Below are 17,283 nucleotides of genomic sequence, written 5' to 3' on the forward strand. Positions count from 1 at the left end.
CGTCAAGCGGTGTTTTGGCATTTTCGTTGGTTTGGTCAAAAAAAATAGTCAGAACATTGTAACTATTTGATTTTCATCACTTCAAAGAGGAAATCCCCGGCCACCAAAAGAAGCAGGTTCGCCTGCCCTTCGCCTTTCGCCAATGCCGGCAATTTCCACCTTTGCCATTTCTCGCCGAGTCAGCACCAGAAAAGCCTCTCGCGCAGAGTCAGAGCAACCCAAAGGAGAGCCTAAACCCCTTTCCGCGCCCCTCCTACAGACTATAACAACACCCCAAAAGCCGGTCCGCTTCATTGACTTACCTAGAGCAGTCTAGTCGATACAGATTTCCTTCAAAATCTCCATCATCGCATCGTAGTTCGGGACAAATTTCTCAATCTGACAAGAGCTCTGTTTGCCGCTTTCGTTCAGCTTGTCCCAGTCCCACCCCTCAGCCGACACATCTATGCCAATCCGGGCCGCCAACTTGGCCGCATGTACTGAGAAGGGTTCCTCCCCCTGATAAAGCTCTTCAAAGACCAGCCAATCGTAATCGGCTTTCTGATACCTCAACTGAAAGATAGTTTGTCCGAGCCTTAGCTGGTCGCCTCTATATTGCCGGACCAACGCATCCAGATTTATCGGAGCAGGTTCAACTTCGCCGGAAAGGATTGCCGGGTATTTTTCGGCCTCATGTTCGGGTTCCCAAGCATCGGTCGAAATTGCCATGAAAAGCGACCTCAGCCTGCGGATACTGTTACGTCGAGACAAGACAATGAAAAAATAGCCATGCTTCATGGCGCATTTAATCAACACTTTTGTCACCGCGAACGGAACAACCTCGACGCAATGCTTGATGTTAACCTGTTCCTCCAGAAGCAAATCGATACTGGCTTCAAGAGCTTCAAGATCCTTGTCTTCCCGGAATTTCTTGACCAAATGCCCCCAAATCCGATTTTTGTTAAACGGCTCATCCACAACCCATTCAAACGGCGAGGTTTGAATCAAGAAATTCTGCAAAGACGTACCACCAGTGCGGCGCAGCGTGAGTGTCAATGTCGGACGGGGGTTAGACAAGAGTTGTCTCCTACGGATACTTTGGAACTCTGCAGATTTGTTCGCAAAGTCCTAACACCCCCCGTCAGACTCTAGCAATGCATCATGCGGCTAAAAAACAGTCCAATGCCCTTCACCCAGATCGATATAAATCTCATGAAATAGACACAGGATACGCGTCGCATTGAGCACTGCCCAATGAACCAGGCGAGCATGAGACACGAGACCCAAGGCCAGAAAGCGCAGAGATAAGTACTTCTCAGGGTGCCCCCTCTTGAGCGCCTTCAAGACGCAGCACAAATTCCAGCTTTCACTCAGATCCGAAAAGCCCGCTAAAACAGCCACAGGTTCATAAAACCTAGGAGCGCTTATCAAAACACACTTCCCCCAAAAGGGAATTGACTATTTTCAAGGGGGTAAATGGTGGGTCGTGAGAGGCTCGAACTCCCGACATCTTCGGTGTAAACGAAGCGCTCTACCAACTGAGCTAACGACCCGATGAGCGTGGATTTAGACAAAGACCGAGGTGGGCGCAAGAGGGGCAATGGCATTTTTTTGCAAAAAAGTCAGATTACTGCAAAAGCTGCTCGCGCCCCTCCTCCAGAACATAGACACAGCCCTGCTGGTTTGAGAGCTTTGCCATTTCCTGACGCGACATCCCCAGAACAATTCCGCGCATCACCTGCCCCAGCAACCCATGCGCCACAACCACCGAGGGGCCTGTCAAAGCCTGCATAAAAGACAGGATACGGGCATGAAAGCTGGCATAGCCTTCGCCATTGGGCGCGGCACAGAACAGATCCAGATGATAGGGGTTGTCTGCCCATATTTCGGGGAACCGTGCCTCCACCTCTGGCAGGGTCATGCCCTGAAGATCGCCGGCATGGGCCTCAGCCAATCGAGGGTCGATGGTCAAATCCGCCCCCACCAGCGCAATCGCTGCTGTTTCCCGTGCCCGGCCCAGGGGCGATACGTAACAGGTTGGGGCCTTAGCCAATATGGGGCGCATCAGCTCCGCCTGTTGCCCTGCATGGGCCTGGCCCAGGGGGCTCAGTTGCGATTCCAACTGCCCCTGAATACGTTTTTCGGCGTTCCACAGGGTTTGTCCGTGACGCAAAAACCAGATTTTGGGAAAGGAAGTCATGTGGCGACAGGCCCTCAAAATAGTAATCTTGGTGTAATCTCTTCACAGTTAGCGCTGGGTTGTCCGGAAGGAAAGGCCTCGTGTCTGAGCCCCCATGAACTCCCTCTCGACAAGACGAAAAAACTCCTGCCTTTTAGACAACAGCAAAGGCCAGGCTTTAAAGAAATACAGAGAACCCATCGTCCCTATGACCCACACGCTATATTCCTTTCGCAGATGCCCCTACGCCATGCGCGCCCGTCTGGCGCTGGCCTCCGCCGAACAGCCTGTTGAGCTGCGCGAAATTGTGCTGCGAGACAAACCCGCTGCCTTTCTCGAAGCCTCGCCCAGCGCCACGGTGCCCTGTTTGGTGACCCCCGCGCAGGTCATCGATGAAAGCCTCGACATCATGATCTGGGCCCTGCGCCAAAACGACCCGGAACACTGGCTGATGATGCCTGATCGTGGCTGGGACTGGATTGCCAGGGCCGATGGCCCATTCAAACAGGCCCTGGACCGAACCAAATATGCCAGTCGCTACCCGGAAGAAGATGCGACAGCACAGCGCCAGCAGGCCGCTTTGTTTTTGTCGGATCTCGATCAACAGATCGACACCTGGATCTTTGGTCAGGCCTCAATCGCAGATTACGCCATTCTGCCCTTCGTGCGGCAGTTTGCTTTCATCGACAAGACTTGGTTTGACGCGCAGCCCTGGCCCAGCCTTCAGGCCTGGCTGGAGCGTTTTTTGACCAGCAGCAGGTTTGAAGCGATCATGCAGAAATACCCGCAATGGCAAGACGGCGATCAGGCTACACTGTTTCCCTAGCCACAGGCCGGGCCTGGCACCTCAAAGATCAGACCTCTGGGCATAGCCAGGCCTGAAAATAGACCTCCAGCCTGGCCTCCATCTTCTGATCATCATGCAAGGCACAGAAATTCAGCGCCATGGCCTGCGTCAGGAAAGCCTGCATACCTTCGGCCAGAAGAACTGCGGGAACATCACTGCGGAAACGCCCCATCTCAAACCAGCCAGCGACCAAGTCGATATATCGGCCAAAGGTGGTGGCAATTGCTCCGATTTCTTCCACCGCAGCGGCGCCAGAGAGCCGCAAAATGACGTCAAAAACATAGCGTTCCTGCGTCATGAATTTCAACAGAGGCCGGTGCAGGGCCACCACTTCTTTGATTGTATCGGGCGGAGTGGCCTGGGCCATGTCATCAAGGTGCCGATCGATCCCCGCGCCGATCAAGAGATCCATCAAGGCATCTTTATCCTTGAAATGGGAAAAAAACGTCCCCTTGGCAACACCTGCGCGCTGGACCACCTCTTCAGTTCTGAAAGCGGTATAACCGCTTTCCGCCACCAGTTCCCTGGCCACCGCAACCAGCCGGGCACGTGTCTCCAGCGTTCTTTTCTGCATCTGTCTTGCCATAGCTCCTTGCTGCCACGTGCGTCCCGAATGGTCAATTTGTCCAAAGACAATTTCACATTTAATTGACTGCGGTCATTTATTTATTGACTACGGTCAGTATTTGCCAAATAAATGACCGCAGTCAATAATGGAGCAACCGATGACCCGAATCTTTGTCCTGAACGGCCATCCGGCCGAAACCTCCCTGTCCAAGGACCTGAGCCTCACCTATGAACGTGCGGCGAGTGCCAATGGCCACGAGGTCCGTATTCTGCATCTGAATGATCTGAAGTTTGATATCGACTATGGCTATGCCGGCTACACGGAGGTCAAACCTCTGGAGCCGGATTTACAGCGTTTTTTCCAGAACCTGGAATGGTGTGAGCATTTTGTGGTCACCACGCCCATGTGGTGGGGCGGGCTGCCCGGAAAATTGAAAGGGCTGTTTGATCGCACCCTGCTGCCTGGCCGGGCCTTTGATACCCGCAACACCACGATGGGCATGCCTGCCCCAATGCTCAAGGGTCGCAGCAGCCGGGTGATTGTTACCGCAGACACGCCAAAATTCCTGATGTGGCTGCTCTATGGCAATGCGATGCTGCGCCAGACCGAACGCCAGATCCTCGGTTTTATAGGCTTGAAACCAGTCAAAACCAGCTACTTTGCCCCAGCCTCACATCCCAAGCCCAAAACAGTGGACCGTTTGCTTGGGCGCGTTCAGAAACTGGCCGCAAAGGCCGCATGAGATAGGGAAAACAGGGGGGGGGGCAGCAAAGTGGCAGCCTCCCCTGCCCCTGCTCCGCGCTAGGGTTTCAACCGAAACCGTTGGATCTTACCCGTTTCGGTCTTTGGCAGCGCTTTGGTAAAGACCACCGAGCGTGGATATTTGAACGGCGCGATCCCCGCCTTCACATGGTCCTGCAATTGTTTCACCAGTGCATCCGAGGGCATATGCCCGGCAGTAAGCACCACATGCGCCTCGACGATGGAACCGCGGGCTTCATCGGGCGCCGCAATCACTGCGCATTCAGAGACCGCCTCATGTGACAGCAGCGCCGCCTCAACCTCTGGTCCGGCGATATTATAGCCGGAAGAGACAACCATATCATCATTGCGGGCAGCAAAATGCAGATAGCCCTCGGCGTCCATCCTGAAACTGTCCCCGGTCACGTTCCAGCCGTCCTGCACATAAGACTCCTGTCGGTCATCGGCCAGATAGCGGCAGCCTGTTGGCCCTTTGACCGCCAGTCGGCCGACCTCGCCGCGCGGTGCCTCATTGCCGTCCCCGTCCAAAATGCGTACCTGGTAGCCCTTGACCGGTTTGCCGGTGCAGGCAGGGCGGTGATCGGAAAACCGATTGGAGATAAAGATATGCAGCATCTCAGTGGCACCAATCCCGTCCAGCATTGGCTTGCTGGTCTTGGCGATCCAATCCTCATAGACCGGCGATGGCAGGGTCTCTCCGGCGGAGACAGCCGCCCTGAGCGAGGTGAGATCCGCCCCCTCCTCCATCGCCTGCAACATCACCCGGTAAGCCGTTGGTGCGGTGAAACAGACGGTTGCCCGGTATTTCTGAATGATCTCAATCAGGTTCGGGGGCGATGCGTTCTCCAACAGGGTTGCAGTCGCACCAAAGCGCAGCGGGAAAATCGCCAGTCCCCCCAGGCCAAAAGTAAAAGCCAAAGGCGGCGAACCCACAAAGATATCCTCGGGCTGCACATCCAACACTTCACGAGCATAGCCATCGGCAATGATCAACAGGTCCCGGTGGAAATGCATCGTCGCCTTGGGCGATCCCGTAGTGCCTGAGGTAAAGCCCAAAAGCGCCACATCATCGCGCCCGGTAGCGACTGCCTGATAGTTCACCGGCTTCTCCAGAGCCAGCCGGTCCAGTTCAGCATCGTGGCTAGAGGTGCCATCAAAGCCAACAACAGATTTCAGATAGTTGGAGGTTTTGGCACAGGTCACCAATTCATCCATCAACCGGGTATCACAAAGCGCATGGCTGATCTCGGCCTTGTCGACGATCTGCCCCAACTCTCCGGCCCGCAGCATGGGCATGGTATTGACCACCACCGCACCCACTTTGGTTGCCGCCAACCAGCAGGCCACCATGGCCGGGTTATTGGCCGAGCGGATTAAAACCCGATTCCCCGGTGTTACGCCCAGGTCCTCGCTCAGCACATGGGCCAGCCGATTGGTCCAGTCTGCCAGTTCCTTATAGGTGCGCCGCCTGCCATTGCCGATCAAGGCTGTATGGTCACCAAAGCCTTTGGCCACCATGGCATCGGTCAGCTCAACCCCGACATTCAGCCGCTCCGGGTAGTCAAACCCCTCCAGCAAAAACTCAGGCCATTGATCCTGCGACGGCAGGTTGTCCCGGGTGAATGTATCGCTATGTGCGCTCGCTCCTAGCATCTCACTTGCCTCCCTGAAATGCGCCAAGGGTCTGGCGCGCGATCACCACCCGCTGCACATCCGAAGCGCCTTCATAGATGCGCAGGGCGCGAATGTCGCGGTATAGCTCCTCAACCTTCTGGCCGTGGCGCACCCCGTCACCGCCATGCAGCTGTACCGCCTTGTCGATAACCTGCTGCGCCTGATCGGTGGAAAACAACTTGGCCATGGCCGCCTCGCGCGTAACGCGCACCGCGCCGCTGTCCTTGGCCCAGGCTGCCCGATAAACCAACAATGCGGCGGCATCCACATCCAGTGCCATATCGGCGATATGCCCCTGTACCATCTGCAACTCAAACAGCGGTGCCCCCTGCACCTGCCGACTCGTGACCCGCTCCAGGGCCTCATCCAGCGCACGACGCGCAAAGCCAAGCGCCGCCGCTGCCACGGTCGAGCGGAACACATCCAGCACCGACATGGCAATTTTGAAGCCCGCGCCGGGCTGGCCGATCAGTGCCGATTTGGGGATCCGACAATCACTGAAGCGCAGGGTGGCCAGGGGGTGCGGCGCAATCACCTGCTGACGTTCAACCACCTCAAACCCCGGGAGACCTGCGGGCACAACAAAACCCGACAATCCTTTGGCGCCAGGCGCCTCGCCCGTGCGAGCAAACAGCGTATAGACATCGGCAATGCCGCCATTGGAGATCCAGGTCTTTTCACCATTCAACACATAATGATCACCATCCAGAGTGGCTGTCATGGTGGAATTGGCCACATCCGATCCTGATTGCGGCTCGGTCAGGGCAAAAGCTGAAATCGCCTTGCCGCTGCGGGTCAAGGGCAACCACTCCGCCTGCTGGGCTTGGGACCCAAACAATGAGATCGCCCCGGTGCCCAACCCTTGCATGGCAAAGGCAAAATCAGCCAGACCATCATGGCGGGCCAGGGTTTCCCGGATCAGGCAAAGACTGCGCACATCCAGGGTTTCCCCCGCCATTGCACCGCTGTGCTGCGTCCAGCCACCCGCGCCTAAAGCCGCAACCAGGCTACGACAGGCCGCATCCACATCGCCATGGTCAATGCCACTTAGATTTTGCCCAGCCCAAACCTCCAGCGCATCGGCCAACTCCCGATGCCGCTCCTCAAAAAACGGCCAACTCAAAAAGCTCCGGTCTGCCATCTTTCCCTCCCAGTATCATCTTTCCCCAAATATTCCCGCCGGAGGCATCCCCCGATGCCTCAAACGACACACCGGCGGCTCAATCGCCTTCAAAAACCGGCTTTTCCTTGTTCACAAAGGCATGATAGGCGCGCTCAAAATCAGCCGTCTGCATGCAGATCGCCTGCGCCTGAGCCTCGGCCTCAATGGCCTGCTCAATCGACATCGACCACTCCTGCGCCAGCATTGTCTTGGTCATCATATTGCCAAACCCCGGCCCTGCAGCGATACGTTCCGCCAATGCCTGTGCCTCGGCCTCCAGCTCAGAGGCCGCGACCAGCTTGTTATGAAAACCCCAGGCCGCACCTTCTTCTGCACTCATCGAGCGCCCGGTATAGAGCAGCTCTGCCGCACGGCCCTGGCCGATGATCCGGGGCAGGATGGCACAGGCTCCCATGTCACAACCCGCAAGCCCAACGCGAGTGAACAAAAAGGCCGTCTTGGCTTCTGGTGTGGCAATCCGCAGATCCGAGGCCATGGCAATAATTGCCCCTGCGCCCACACAGATGCCATCAATCGCCGCGATCACCGGCTTACCACAGTTGACAATCGCCTTGACCAGATCGCCAGTCATCCGGGTAAAGGCGAGCAGTTCCTTCATGCTCATCTTGGTCAGTGGGCCAATGATATCATGCACATCGCCGCCCGAGCTGAAGTTGCCACCATTGGAGGCAAAGACCACCGCCTTGACAGTATCATCATAGTGCAAATCCCGGAACCAATCCCGCAGCTCGCCGTAGCTGTCAAAGGTCAGCGGGTTTTTGCGCTCTGGCCGGTCCAGAGAAACCGTGGCAATGCCATCCTCAATCCTGCACAGGAAATGCTTGGTGTCGATCTGGGTCATTACATGTTTTCCTTCTTGTCCAACCGCCGGGTCACTGCATCCAGCGCCTCGGACAGGCCCAGGGCCGCCTCTGGCGCCACAGCGGCAAAAATCTCATCAATCCAGTTCTCATGAGCGGCGGCCTGACGGGTAAATTCCGCCTCGCCTTCCGGGGTAAGCCGCACCCGGCTGGCCCGGCGGTCTCCGGGAACTTTCTCCCGCAGCACATGGCCATCTTCGACCAGACGCTCGACAATCCCGGTCACATTGCCATTGGAGACCTTCAAGACGTTCGACAATTCACTCATCTTCAGCCCCTGCCCATGTTGCGACAGAGCCGCCATCACGTCAAAACGGGGCAAGGTCGTCTGAAACTCCTGCCGCAGGTTCTCCCGCAGAGCACTCTCGACGCTGCGGGTTGCCTTCAACAGCCGCAGCCAGAGCCGCAACCGATCCTTTGATATCGTGCTCAAACTTCTCCTCCTGACACGCTCATGGCGTGCCCATTGACCGAGGCTGCCCCTTGGGACGCCAGAAACACCGCCGTCGCGGCCACTTCTTCTGGTGTAATCAGTCGCTGCATCGGATTGCCGCCCACGACCATCTTCAGTGCCTTTTCATGGGGGATCTCATAGCGCGCCATAAGCCCGGATATCGCGGTTTCTGCCATCTCGGTATCAACAAAGCCGGGACAGATTGCATTGCAGGTGATGCCGCGTTTGGCTACGTTTTGCGCAACTGAACGCACCAGCCCCAGCACCCCATGTTTGGACGCTGCATAGGCGGGGATCTGCGCGCCGCCCTGCAGAGATGCGGTCGATGCAATTGCAATCAGCCGCCCGCCCTGTTCCATGCCCGCCCGCAGTGCCGCCCGGAAAGTCAGGAATGTCCCAGTCATGTTGACCGTCACGGTGCGCTGCCACTCCTCCAGCGAGACCTCCTCAATGGGCGCCGCGACACCAGCGCCGGCATTGGCGATGACCACGTCGTAAGGCCTCTCAAAAAGCGCCGCCACCTGCTCTTCGTTGGTGACATCCGCCAGGCGGAGGTCCATCCCGCGCCCCTCTGCGGCCGCCTCCAGCGGCTCCCTGCGGCGGCCGGCCACTGTGACTTCACAGCCCTCATCCGCAAAGGCATGGGCTATCGCCTTGCCAATCCCAGTGCCACCACCTGTAACCAAAACCCTGCGCGTCATGCCCGGATCACCTCCGCTTCACGATCTGCAAGCCGCCAGGCCTGGTCGCGTCCGGCCTCATAAGGCTGGGGCCAGTTGCCCGATCGGTCACCGATCTTGGTGGCTTCATGTAATGTCCAATAGGGATCCGCCAGATGCGGGCGGCCAACGCAGACCAAATCTGCCCGCCCGGCCATCAGGATCGAATTGGCATGATCCGCCTCGTAGATATTGCCCACGGCCATAGTCGCCAGTGCCGCCTCATTGCGGATGCGATCCGAGAAGGGCGTCTGGAACATGCGGCCATAGACTGGCTGTCCCTCGATAGAGGTCTGGCCAGCCGAGACATCAATGATATCAACCCCGGCCTGCGCGAAGGCACGGGCGATTTCAACCGCCTCTTCTGGCGTAACCCCGGCCTCGCCCAGCCAATCGGTGGCAGAGATCCGCACCGACATGGGTTTCTCAGCGGGCCAGACCGCGCGCATGGCAGCAAAGACCTCTAACGGGTAGCGCAGCCGGTTTTCCAGGGACCCACCATAAGAATCCGCCCGAATGTTCGATATTGGTGAGATGAAGGAGGAAATCAGGTAGCCATGAGCCGCATGAAGTTCGATCATATCAAACCCACAACGCGCCGCCATTTCAGCCGAAGCGGCAAACGCCCTCTTCACCTCACCCATTTCGGCCAGGCTGATCTCGCGCGGGGTGGCATTATTCGGTGACCATGCCAAGGCTGAGGCCGACACCAGCTCCCAGTTATCAGAGACCAATGGGGCATCCATTTGCTCCCAACCGACCTGGGTCGATCCCTTGCGGCCTGAATGGCCGATTTGACAGCAGATCTTTGCATCGGTCTGTTGATGTACAAAATCCACCAGGCGTTTCCAGGCCGCCTCATGCTCTGGTGCATAAAGACCCGGACATCCCGGGGTAATCCGCCCCTCGGCACTGACGCAGGTCATCTCGGTGTAGACCAGGCCCGCGCCACCTTTGGCCCGTTCCCCGTAATGGATCAGATGCCAGTCCGTCGGGCAGCCATCCACTGCCTTGTACTGCGCCATCGGAGACACCACGATGCGGTTCTGCAATGTCATATCCCGCAGCTGATAGGGGGCAAACATCGGCGGGCGCACGGGGGCGTCGCTGGGTGCTCCTGCTTTTTGCTGAAACCACCGCTCAGCCGACTTCAGCCATTTGGGATCGCGTAAACGAAGGTTTTCATGAGAAATCCGCTGACTGCGGGTGAGCAGGGAATAGTTGAACTGTACCGGATCCATGCCAAGATACCGCTCGACATCCTCGAACCACTCCAGGGAATTGCGCGCCGCCGATTGCAGACGCAGCACATCCAGGCGGCGTTCCTCCTGGTAACGTTCAAAGGCCCGCTCCAGGCTTGCTTCGGTAGAGATCAGTTCGGCCAGGGCGATAGCACTGTCAAAGGCTAGCCTGGAGCCCGAGCCAATCGAAAAATGTGCCGTCGCCGAAGCATCGCCCAGCAAAACCACATTTTCATGATGCCACTTGTCGCAGAGCACCCGCGGGAAATTGATCCAGACCGCCGAACCACGCAGGTGATCAGCATTGGACATCAGCGCATGGCCGCCAAGATGATCGGCAAAGATCTCCTCGCAGGTGCGGATGATCTCCTCCTTGGACATGTCCTCAAATCCCCAGCGTTCCCAGGTCTCGCCAGAACATTCCACAATCACGGTCGCGGTGTCATCGTCGAATTGGTAAGCGTGGATCCAGACCCAGCCATGTTTGGTTTTTTCAAATACAAAGGTAAATGCATCATCAAACTTCTGATGGGTGCCAAGCCAGATAAACTTGCAGGGTCGCACGTCAATATTGGGTTTGAAGTGGTCGGCAAACTCGCTGCGAACGGCAGAGTTCAACCCGTCGCAACCAACAACAACGTCATAATCGGATTGATAGGCCGAAGCAGGCTTTGCCCGGGTTTCAAACTGAAGATCGACGCCCAGCTCTTTCGCGCGCTCCTGCAAGACCAACAGCATCTTCTTGCGGCCAATGCCCGCAAAACCATGCCCTTCAGAGACGGTCCTCACCCCCTCTTGCACGACAGCGATGTCGTCCCAATAAGCAAAACTCTCTTTGATCGCCTGGGCGCTTTGCGGGTCATTTTGACTGAGATTATCGAGCGCATCATCTGACAGCACCACGCCCCAACCAAAGGTATCATCCGCTTTGTTTTGCTCAAAAACCGTTACTTCGGTCTCAGGCTGTCGCAGCTTTAGCGAGATTGCAAAATAGAGCCCCGCAGGCCCCCCTCCCAAACATGCGACTTTCATGACAGCACTTCCCTGAAACCAGAATATCTATTCAGGATAAGTCAGCGGGAAAAACTTTCAAGCTTAAAGTTTCATACTTGAAGGTTTTAACAATCTCTCCCCCCTCCAGCCTGCAAAGCTGGGCAGCCTCCCCCGTGAGCACAGAAGGTAATGTAAGCCATCATACTGACCTGCACCCACACTACAGGGAGTGATGATTTTATCTTTATTAACAAAATATTAAAAGGTGAACTTATGTGGATAACACTGTGGACGAACACAGGATAAACCGCCGACTTGTTGAGACAGAGACAGGGCTTCATCAGGCTCCACATAGGAATTCGGGAAAAATGCTCCGCACTTTGGTCCCTCTGTGCTACCGCCCCCCGGCGATCCGCCCGGCTTGGCGCTAAAGGTTGAAAAAACACAAATTTTGACAGACATTTACGATAGATTGCTGAAATTTTACGGAATATCACAATGAAGAGTATCTGGAAAACGCCCAAACTGGGCATAGTCCAGACAAAATGGTAGAGGGGACGGAGAGAGAAAGTTCAAGTGAACACTTAGGCCAATGCCCTAGGAAATCTTAAAGAAAGGCCACCGAGGCACAATAGGTCAGACCATTCGACGTCAAACCTCACGCAGGTAGCGCATTACCGCCTCACGCACCGATTGGTCACCGCGATGCCGTGCCTCAAAGATGACCCTCCGCAAATCCTGAAGGTCAACTCGCATTAACAAAGACTTAACGGGCCCAATTGAAGCTGGTCGCATGGAAAGTGTCCGCACGCCCATTGCTGCAAGACAGGCAGCCTCGATGGGGCGTCCGGCGTCTTCACCACAGAAGCTGAGCGAGGTGCCCGAGATGGAACAGCGCTCCACAATCTGCTCAATGAAGCTGAGGAAGCTGACATTCAAACTGTCATAGCGCTTGCGGACGCGCTCATTCTCACGGTCTGCGGCAAAGAAAAACTGCTTCAGATCGTTGCCGCCGATGGAAATGAAATCGACCTCATCAAAGAATTTTTGCGGCGCAAAGGCCAGCGAGGGAGTCTCCAGCATGGCGCCAATTTCCAGGCTTTCGGGCAGCGCATGCCCCAGGATACGTTCTCGTTCCAGCGTCTTGCTCACCTCGTTGCGCGCGGCACGAAACTCCTCTGCCTGGGCCACAAAGGGGAACATCACAGTCAGCGGGCGCCCCTCGGCTGCGCGCATCAGCGCCTGCAGCTGCATCCGCATGATGCCCGGCTTATCCAAGCCCACCCGGATAGCACGCCAGCCCAGGGCCGGGTTTGGCTCGTCATTTGGCTTCATATAGGGCAGGACCTTGTCTGACCCAATATCCAAAGTTCGAAATACAACCCGCTTGCCCTGGGCCGCATCCAGCACCCGCTTATACAGCGCCACCAGCTCAGACCGCCGGGGCATCTGGTTGCGCACCAGGAACTGTAGCTCGGTGCGAAACAGGCCAACCCCCTCAGCGCCGGAGTTTTCCAGCGACGGCAAATCGGCCATCAGACCCGCGTTCATCACCAGGTCGATCTTGCAACCATCCTGGGTCACAGCGGCCTTGTCGCGGATCGAGACATAGCGCTCCTGCGCCTGGGCCAACATGGCAATCTTGTCACGGAAGGCGCTCACAACACTGTCATCCGGGCGCAGATGCACCACGCCCTGCTCGCCATCCACCATAATGTGGTCGCCGTTCAGCGCCTCGTTGGTGATGCGTTTGGTATTGACCACCAGAGGGATCGCCAACGCCCGGGCGACGATCGCCGCATGGGAGCCAACCGAGCCTTCTTCCAGCACGATGCCCTTGAGATTACGGCCATACTCCAACAGTTCTGCAGGGCCGATATTTCGGGCAACCAGAATAGGATCATCCGGCAGTTCAGCGCCGGTTTCAGCCCCCTGCCCGGTGAGAATACGCAGCAGACGGTTGGACAGATCGTCCAGATCACTAAGCCGCTCCCGCAAATAGGCATCCTGCACCTGAGAAAGCCTTGCGCGCGCCTGAGATTGCTCCTTTTCAACAGCCGCCTCAGCGCTCAAGCCCCGCGCGATATCCTCTTCCATGCGCCGCATCCAGCCCTTGGAATTGGCGAACATGCGATAGGCTTCAAGAACCTGTAGCTGCTCCTTGTCGCCATTCTGCGAGATCTCCAGCATCTTGTCGACGCCAACGCGCAACTGTTCCACCGCCTCATGCAGGCGCTCCAGCTCTTTGTCGGGGTCATCCGCAATTGGATTGGTGACCAGCACGCGTGGCTCATGAAGCCAAACATGCCCCTCTGCAGCGCCTTCCTGTGCTGCTGTTCCTGGCAGCAAAACCGGCTGCTGGTGCAATGGGGAGAGGCCGGACTCCTCGCCGACAAAAGCCCCCAGCTCTGTCATCTCGGCGATGACCATGGCGACCACTTCCAGCGCATAGACCGCATCAGCAGAGAATTCGCGCGCGTCTTTTGATTGCACAACCAAAACGCCCAGCATTTCGCCAAGCCGCTGGATCGGGATACCCAAGAAGGAGGAGAACCGCTCTTCGCCGGTTTCCGGCATGTAGCGGAATCCCTTGGCGTTGGGGGCATCGGGGGTGTTGATCACCTTGCCAAACTTGGCAACGCGCCCAACCAGCCCCTCGCCAATCCGCATCCGGGTCTGGTGTACGGATTCGACGTTCAGACCTTCACTGGCACAAAGCTCAAGCGTTTCATCATCGCGAAACAGATAGACCGAGCAAACCTCGGTGCCCATGCTATCGCCGATAAGATGCGTGATCTTGTCCAGACGGGCCTGGCCGGGGTCTTCCCCAGCCATGGCCTCTCGCAAGCGGCCAAGCAGCTTGCGGCTTTCTGATTCAGTAGATTCGACCATGGGCCCTGTTCACATATTCTTTTTGTGGCAGGCAGCCCAAAAGGATCAGGCTACCTTGTCCAATTCAAAGGCATCATGCAGTGCTTGGACTGCAAGTTCCATGTATTTTCGATCCACAAGGACGGAAATTTTAATCTCTGAGGTTGTAATGACCTTGATGTTAATCCCCTCATCCGAGAGCACCTTGAACATCTTGGCCGCCACACCCGACTGTGAGCGCATGCCAATGCCCACAACAGAGACCTTGGCAACATCCTTGTCGGCCACCAGTTCAGCGTAGTTCAGCTCGCCTTCTTCCTTGATACCCAGCAGTGCCTTTTCAGCACGGGCCACCTGATCGGTGGGGCAAGAGAAGGTCATATCCGTGCGGCCATCTTCGGAGATGTTTTGCACGATCATATCGACGTTCACCCCACCATCGGACAGGGCGTTAAAGATGATCGCCGCGATGCCTGGACGGTCAGCAACCGACATCAGGGTCATCTTGGCTTCGTCGCGGGAATAGGCCACACCGGCCACTACATTGGATTCCATGATTTCCTCCTCGTCGCAGACCAGTGTTCCGGCCTCGTCGGATTGTTCTTCAAAGCTAGAGAGAACGCGCAGTTTCACCTTGTAGCGCATGGCCAGCTCAACCGAGCGGGTCTGCAGCACTTTGGCCCCGAGTGAGGCCAGCTCCAGCATTTCTTCAAACGCGATCTTGTCGAGCTTGCGTGCCTTATCGCAGATGCGCGGATCTGTGGTGTAGACCCCATCCACATCTGTATAGATATCGCAGCGTTCCGCCTCAAAGGCCGCGGCAAAGGCCACCGCAGTGGTGTCAGAGCCGCCACGACCCAATGTGGTGATGCGGCCCTCGGGGCTGATGCCCTGAAACCCGGCAACCACGGCCACGCGCATGCCCTCAGCAAACTTGGCATTGATGTTTTCCGGCGGGATCTCTTCGATCCGGGCCTGGCTATGGGCGCTGGTGGTTTTCAGCGGCACTTGCCAGCCCTGCCAGCTGCGCGCGGGCACATCCATTTCCTGCAGCGTCAGCGCCATCAGCCCGGCAGTGACGTTTTCGCCAGAGGAGACCACCGCGTCATATTCACGGGCGTCAAACATCGGCGAGGTCTCATTGACCCAGCCAACCATTTCATTGGTCTTACCGGACATGGCAGAGACGATGACGATGACGTCATAACCCTTGGCCACTTCGACACCAACGCGCTTGGCGGCGCGGCGGATCCGGTCGAGGTTGGCGACAGAGGTGCCGCCAAATTTCATTACTAGAACGGGCATGGGCTAAAGTCTCCGTGCGCTCGCTGTTTCCGATCACTGCCTCATAGGCGGTCAGGGTTTCAAGGGCAAGGCTGCGTATTGTAGCGATACACGCCCCCACCCCGGACCAGACGATCTGCCGCAGTCGCTCGGCCACATACAATGCCTGAGCTCAGGCGCGCCAGAACCGGACGGTGAGAATGGCATAGACCGCCATTAGCTCCAGCCGCCCAATCAGCATAGCACTGCTCAGGATCCACTTGGCCGTATCGTTCAGTGAGGCAAAGTTCCCTGCCGGCCCGATGGTCTCTCCCAGTCCAGGGCCCACATTGGCCACTGCTGTGGCAGCGCCAGAAATCGCGGTGATGAAATCCAACCCCGTCAGCGCCAGTGCCCAGGCAACAATGCCCATGGTCACAATGAAGAACATGAAAAAGGAAATCACCGAGCTCAGCACGTCCTGCCCCACAGGGCGGCCCTCAAACCGGGGCACAAAGATCCCATGTGGCGAGCGGATTCGCTGGATCTGCACCCGGATCGAGGCAAAAAGCAGCTGATAGCGAAAGACCTTGATCGAACAGGCCGTTGAGCCCGCACAGCCGCCGATCATCCCGATGAAGAAGAACACCATCACCAGAAAACTGCCCCATTGCATATAATCGGTGCTGGCGTAGCCCGTGCCGGACATGATCGAGGTGATATTGAACAGCGACTGGCGCAGGACCTGTTCGGGTGGATGGGGCAGCACAAACAAAAGCACACCGGCCGTCACCAGCACCAACAGCCCCAGCGTCCCCAGAAAGGCCCGGATCTGGCTGTCACGAAACATTGCCTGTGTCTGGCCGTTGACCAATTGCACATAGCGCACAAATGGCAGTGCCGCGAGGATCATGAAAATGGAGGCGGCATATTCCGCCTGGCCGCTGAAGGCCCCAAAGGAGGCGTCGTAGTTGGAGAACCCGCCGGTGGCGATAGTGGTCATCGCATGGACCAGCGCATCAAAACCGCCAATCCCCAGCATCAGATATACCAGCATGCACATCAGGGTCAGCCCAACATAGATGAGCGAGATCTGCTTGGCGATGGCCTGAGCGCGGGGCAGGATTTTCCCAAAGGTATCAAAGCTTTCGGATTTGAAGATCTGCATACCACCGACCCGCAATTCGGGCAGGAACACCATGGCGACAACAATGATCCCGATGCCCCCCAGCCATTGCAGGATACCACGCCACAAGAGCAACCCCTTGGGCAGATCATCCAATCCCGAAATTACCGTTGACCCGGTGGTGGTCAGCCCCGACATGGCCTCAAAAAACGCATCCGTAAAGCTGAGCTCAGTCACCCCCAGCATCAAAGGCAGGGCCCCAAAGATCGGCAGCGCCACCCAGACAAAGGTGGTCAGCAAGAAGGTCTGCTGGATGGTCAGCCCCTGGTGGTCTCCGCTACCGCAGCTCAGCGCCAACAGTGCCCCGGCGAGCATGGTGATGACGGCGCTTTCCAGAAACACAGGCCATTCGCCTCGCCCCTCGATGAGGTCAGCAAGGAAGGGAAACACCATCATGGCGCCCAGAATCACAACCAGCAGGCCGATCACATATCCAACGGGTCGAAAATCCAACATGGGGGCGAGCGTTGGCCCTCCTTGCAGAAACTGTCAAGCCAAACTCCA

The 17,283-nt window shown here is 57.0% G+C and carries 14 protein-coding genes and 1 tRNA gene; 2 read left to right on the forward strand and 13 right to left on the reverse strand.

Translation table 11 applies throughout. The annotated features are described in order from the left end of the window. Positions 1 to 312: 312 nt before the first annotated feature. The 3 genes from ED661_RS10940 to ED661_RS10950 form a co-directional block, all read right to left on the reverse strand. Positions 313 to 1,056 (reverse strand): hypothetical protein, encoded by a 744-nt coding sequence (locus tag ED661_RS10940; protein WP_162930113.1) that lies wholly within the window; start codon positions 1,054 to 1,056, stop codon positions 313 to 315. 400 nt (positions 1,057 to 1,456) lie between these two features. After that, positions 1,457 to 1,532, reverse strand: a tRNA-Val gene (locus tag ED661_RS10945). A 74-nt stretch (positions 1,533 to 1,606) separates the two neighbouring features. Then, positions 1,607 to 2,179 carry a histidine phosphatase family protein gene (locus tag ED661_RS10950; RefSeq protein WP_122073917.1) on the reverse strand — a complete coding sequence of 191 codons (573 nt, stop codon included), beginning with the start codon at positions 2,177 to 2,179 and terminating at the stop codon, positions 1,607 to 1,609. Between the two features lie 187 nt (positions 2,180 to 2,366). Between ED661_RS10950 and ED661_RS10955 the strand changes: the two genes are divergently transcribed. Then, entirely contained in the window at positions 2,367 to 2,984 is a 618-nt protein-coding gene (locus tag ED661_RS10955; RefSeq protein WP_122073918.1) for a glutathione S-transferase, read from the forward strand. A gap of 28 nt (positions 2,985 to 3,012) precedes the next feature. Here ED661_RS10955 and ED661_RS10960 read toward each other — a convergent pair whose 3' ends face one another. After that, complete coding sequence (locus tag ED661_RS10960; RefSeq protein ID WP_122073919.1) at positions 3,013 to 3,579, reverse strand: TetR/AcrR family transcriptional regulator; 567 nt, start codon at positions 3,577 to 3,579, stop codon at positions 3,013 to 3,015. A 151-nt stretch (positions 3,580 to 3,730) separates the two neighbouring features. Here ED661_RS10960 and ED661_RS10965 point away from each other — a divergent pair, with 151 nt between their 5' ends. Next, positions 3,731 to 4,315, forward strand: a complete 585-nt coding sequence (locus ED661_RS10965; protein WP_122073920.1) for an NAD(P)H-dependent oxidoreductase — start codon at positions 3,731 to 3,733, stop codon at positions 4,313 to 4,315. A 59-nt stretch (positions 4,316 to 4,374) separates the two neighbouring features. Here ED661_RS10965 and ED661_RS10970 read toward each other — a convergent pair whose 3' ends face one another. From ED661_RS10970 to ED661_RS11010, 9 genes are all read right to left on the reverse strand, one after another. Continuing rightward, positions 4,375 to 5,988, reverse strand: coding sequence for an AMP-binding protein (locus ED661_RS10970; RefSeq protein WP_122073921.1), 1,614 nt, complete (start codon positions 5,986 to 5,988; stop codon positions 4,375 to 4,377). A 1-nt stretch (position 5,989) separates the two neighbouring features. Further along, complete coding sequence (locus ED661_RS10975; protein WP_122073922.1) at positions 5,990 to 7,150, reverse strand: acyl-CoA dehydrogenase family protein; 1,161 nt, start codon at positions 7,148 to 7,150, stop codon at positions 5,990 to 5,992. Between the two features lie 79 nt (positions 7,151 to 7,229). Further along, positions 7,230 to 8,033, reverse strand: a complete 804-nt coding sequence (locus tag ED661_RS10980) for an enoyl-CoA hydratase family protein (protein WP_122073923.1) — start codon at positions 8,031 to 8,033, stop codon at positions 7,230 to 7,232. Further along, the gene (locus tag ED661_RS10985) at positions 8,033 to 8,485 is read right to left on the reverse strand and encodes a MarR family winged helix-turn-helix transcriptional regulator (protein ID WP_122073924.1); all 453 of its coding nucleotides are present in this window, start codon (positions 8,483 to 8,485) and stop codon (positions 8,033 to 8,035) included. The genes ED661_RS10980 and ED661_RS10985 overlap by 1 nt, the downstream gene beginning before the upstream one ends. Then, on the reverse strand, positions 8,482 to 9,207 hold the full coding sequence (locus tag ED661_RS10990; RefSeq protein WP_122073925.1) for an SDR family NAD(P)-dependent oxidoreductase: 726 nt from the start codon (positions 9,205 to 9,207) through the stop codon (positions 8,482 to 8,484). The genes ED661_RS10985 and ED661_RS10990 overlap by 4 nt, the downstream gene beginning before the upstream one ends. After that, positions 9,204 to 11,498, reverse strand: a complete 2,295-nt coding sequence (locus ED661_RS10995) for a bifunctional salicylyl-CoA 5-hydroxylase/oxidoreductase (protein ID WP_122073926.1) — start codon at positions 11,496 to 11,498, stop codon at positions 9,204 to 9,206. The genes ED661_RS10990 and ED661_RS10995 overlap by 4 nt, the downstream gene beginning before the upstream one ends. Before the next feature lie 612 nt (positions 11,499 to 12,110). Beyond that, on the reverse strand, positions 12,111 to 14,351 hold the full coding sequence (gene ptsP, locus ED661_RS11000; protein ID WP_122073927.1) for a phosphoenolpyruvate--protein phosphotransferase: 2,241 nt from the start codon (positions 14,349 to 14,351) through the stop codon (positions 12,111 to 12,113). Positions 14,352 to 14,396: 45 nt separating this feature from the next. Beyond that, complete coding sequence (locus ED661_RS11005; RefSeq protein WP_054459533.1) at positions 14,397 to 15,635, reverse strand: aspartate kinase; 1,239 nt, start codon at positions 15,633 to 15,635, stop codon at positions 14,397 to 14,399. 151 nt (positions 15,636 to 15,786) lie between these two features. Further along, on the reverse strand, positions 15,787 to 17,235 hold the full coding sequence (locus tag ED661_RS11010) for a TrkH family potassium uptake protein (RefSeq protein WP_122073928.1): 1,449 nt from the start codon (positions 17,233 to 17,235) through the stop codon (positions 15,787 to 15,789). Positions 17,236 to 17,283: the final 48 nt, after the last annotated feature.

The organism is Pseudophaeobacter sp. EL27 (assembly GCF_900313025.1).
Lineage (GTDB): Bacteria > Pseudomonadota > Alphaproteobacteria > Rhodobacterales > Rhodobacteraceae > Pseudophaeobacter.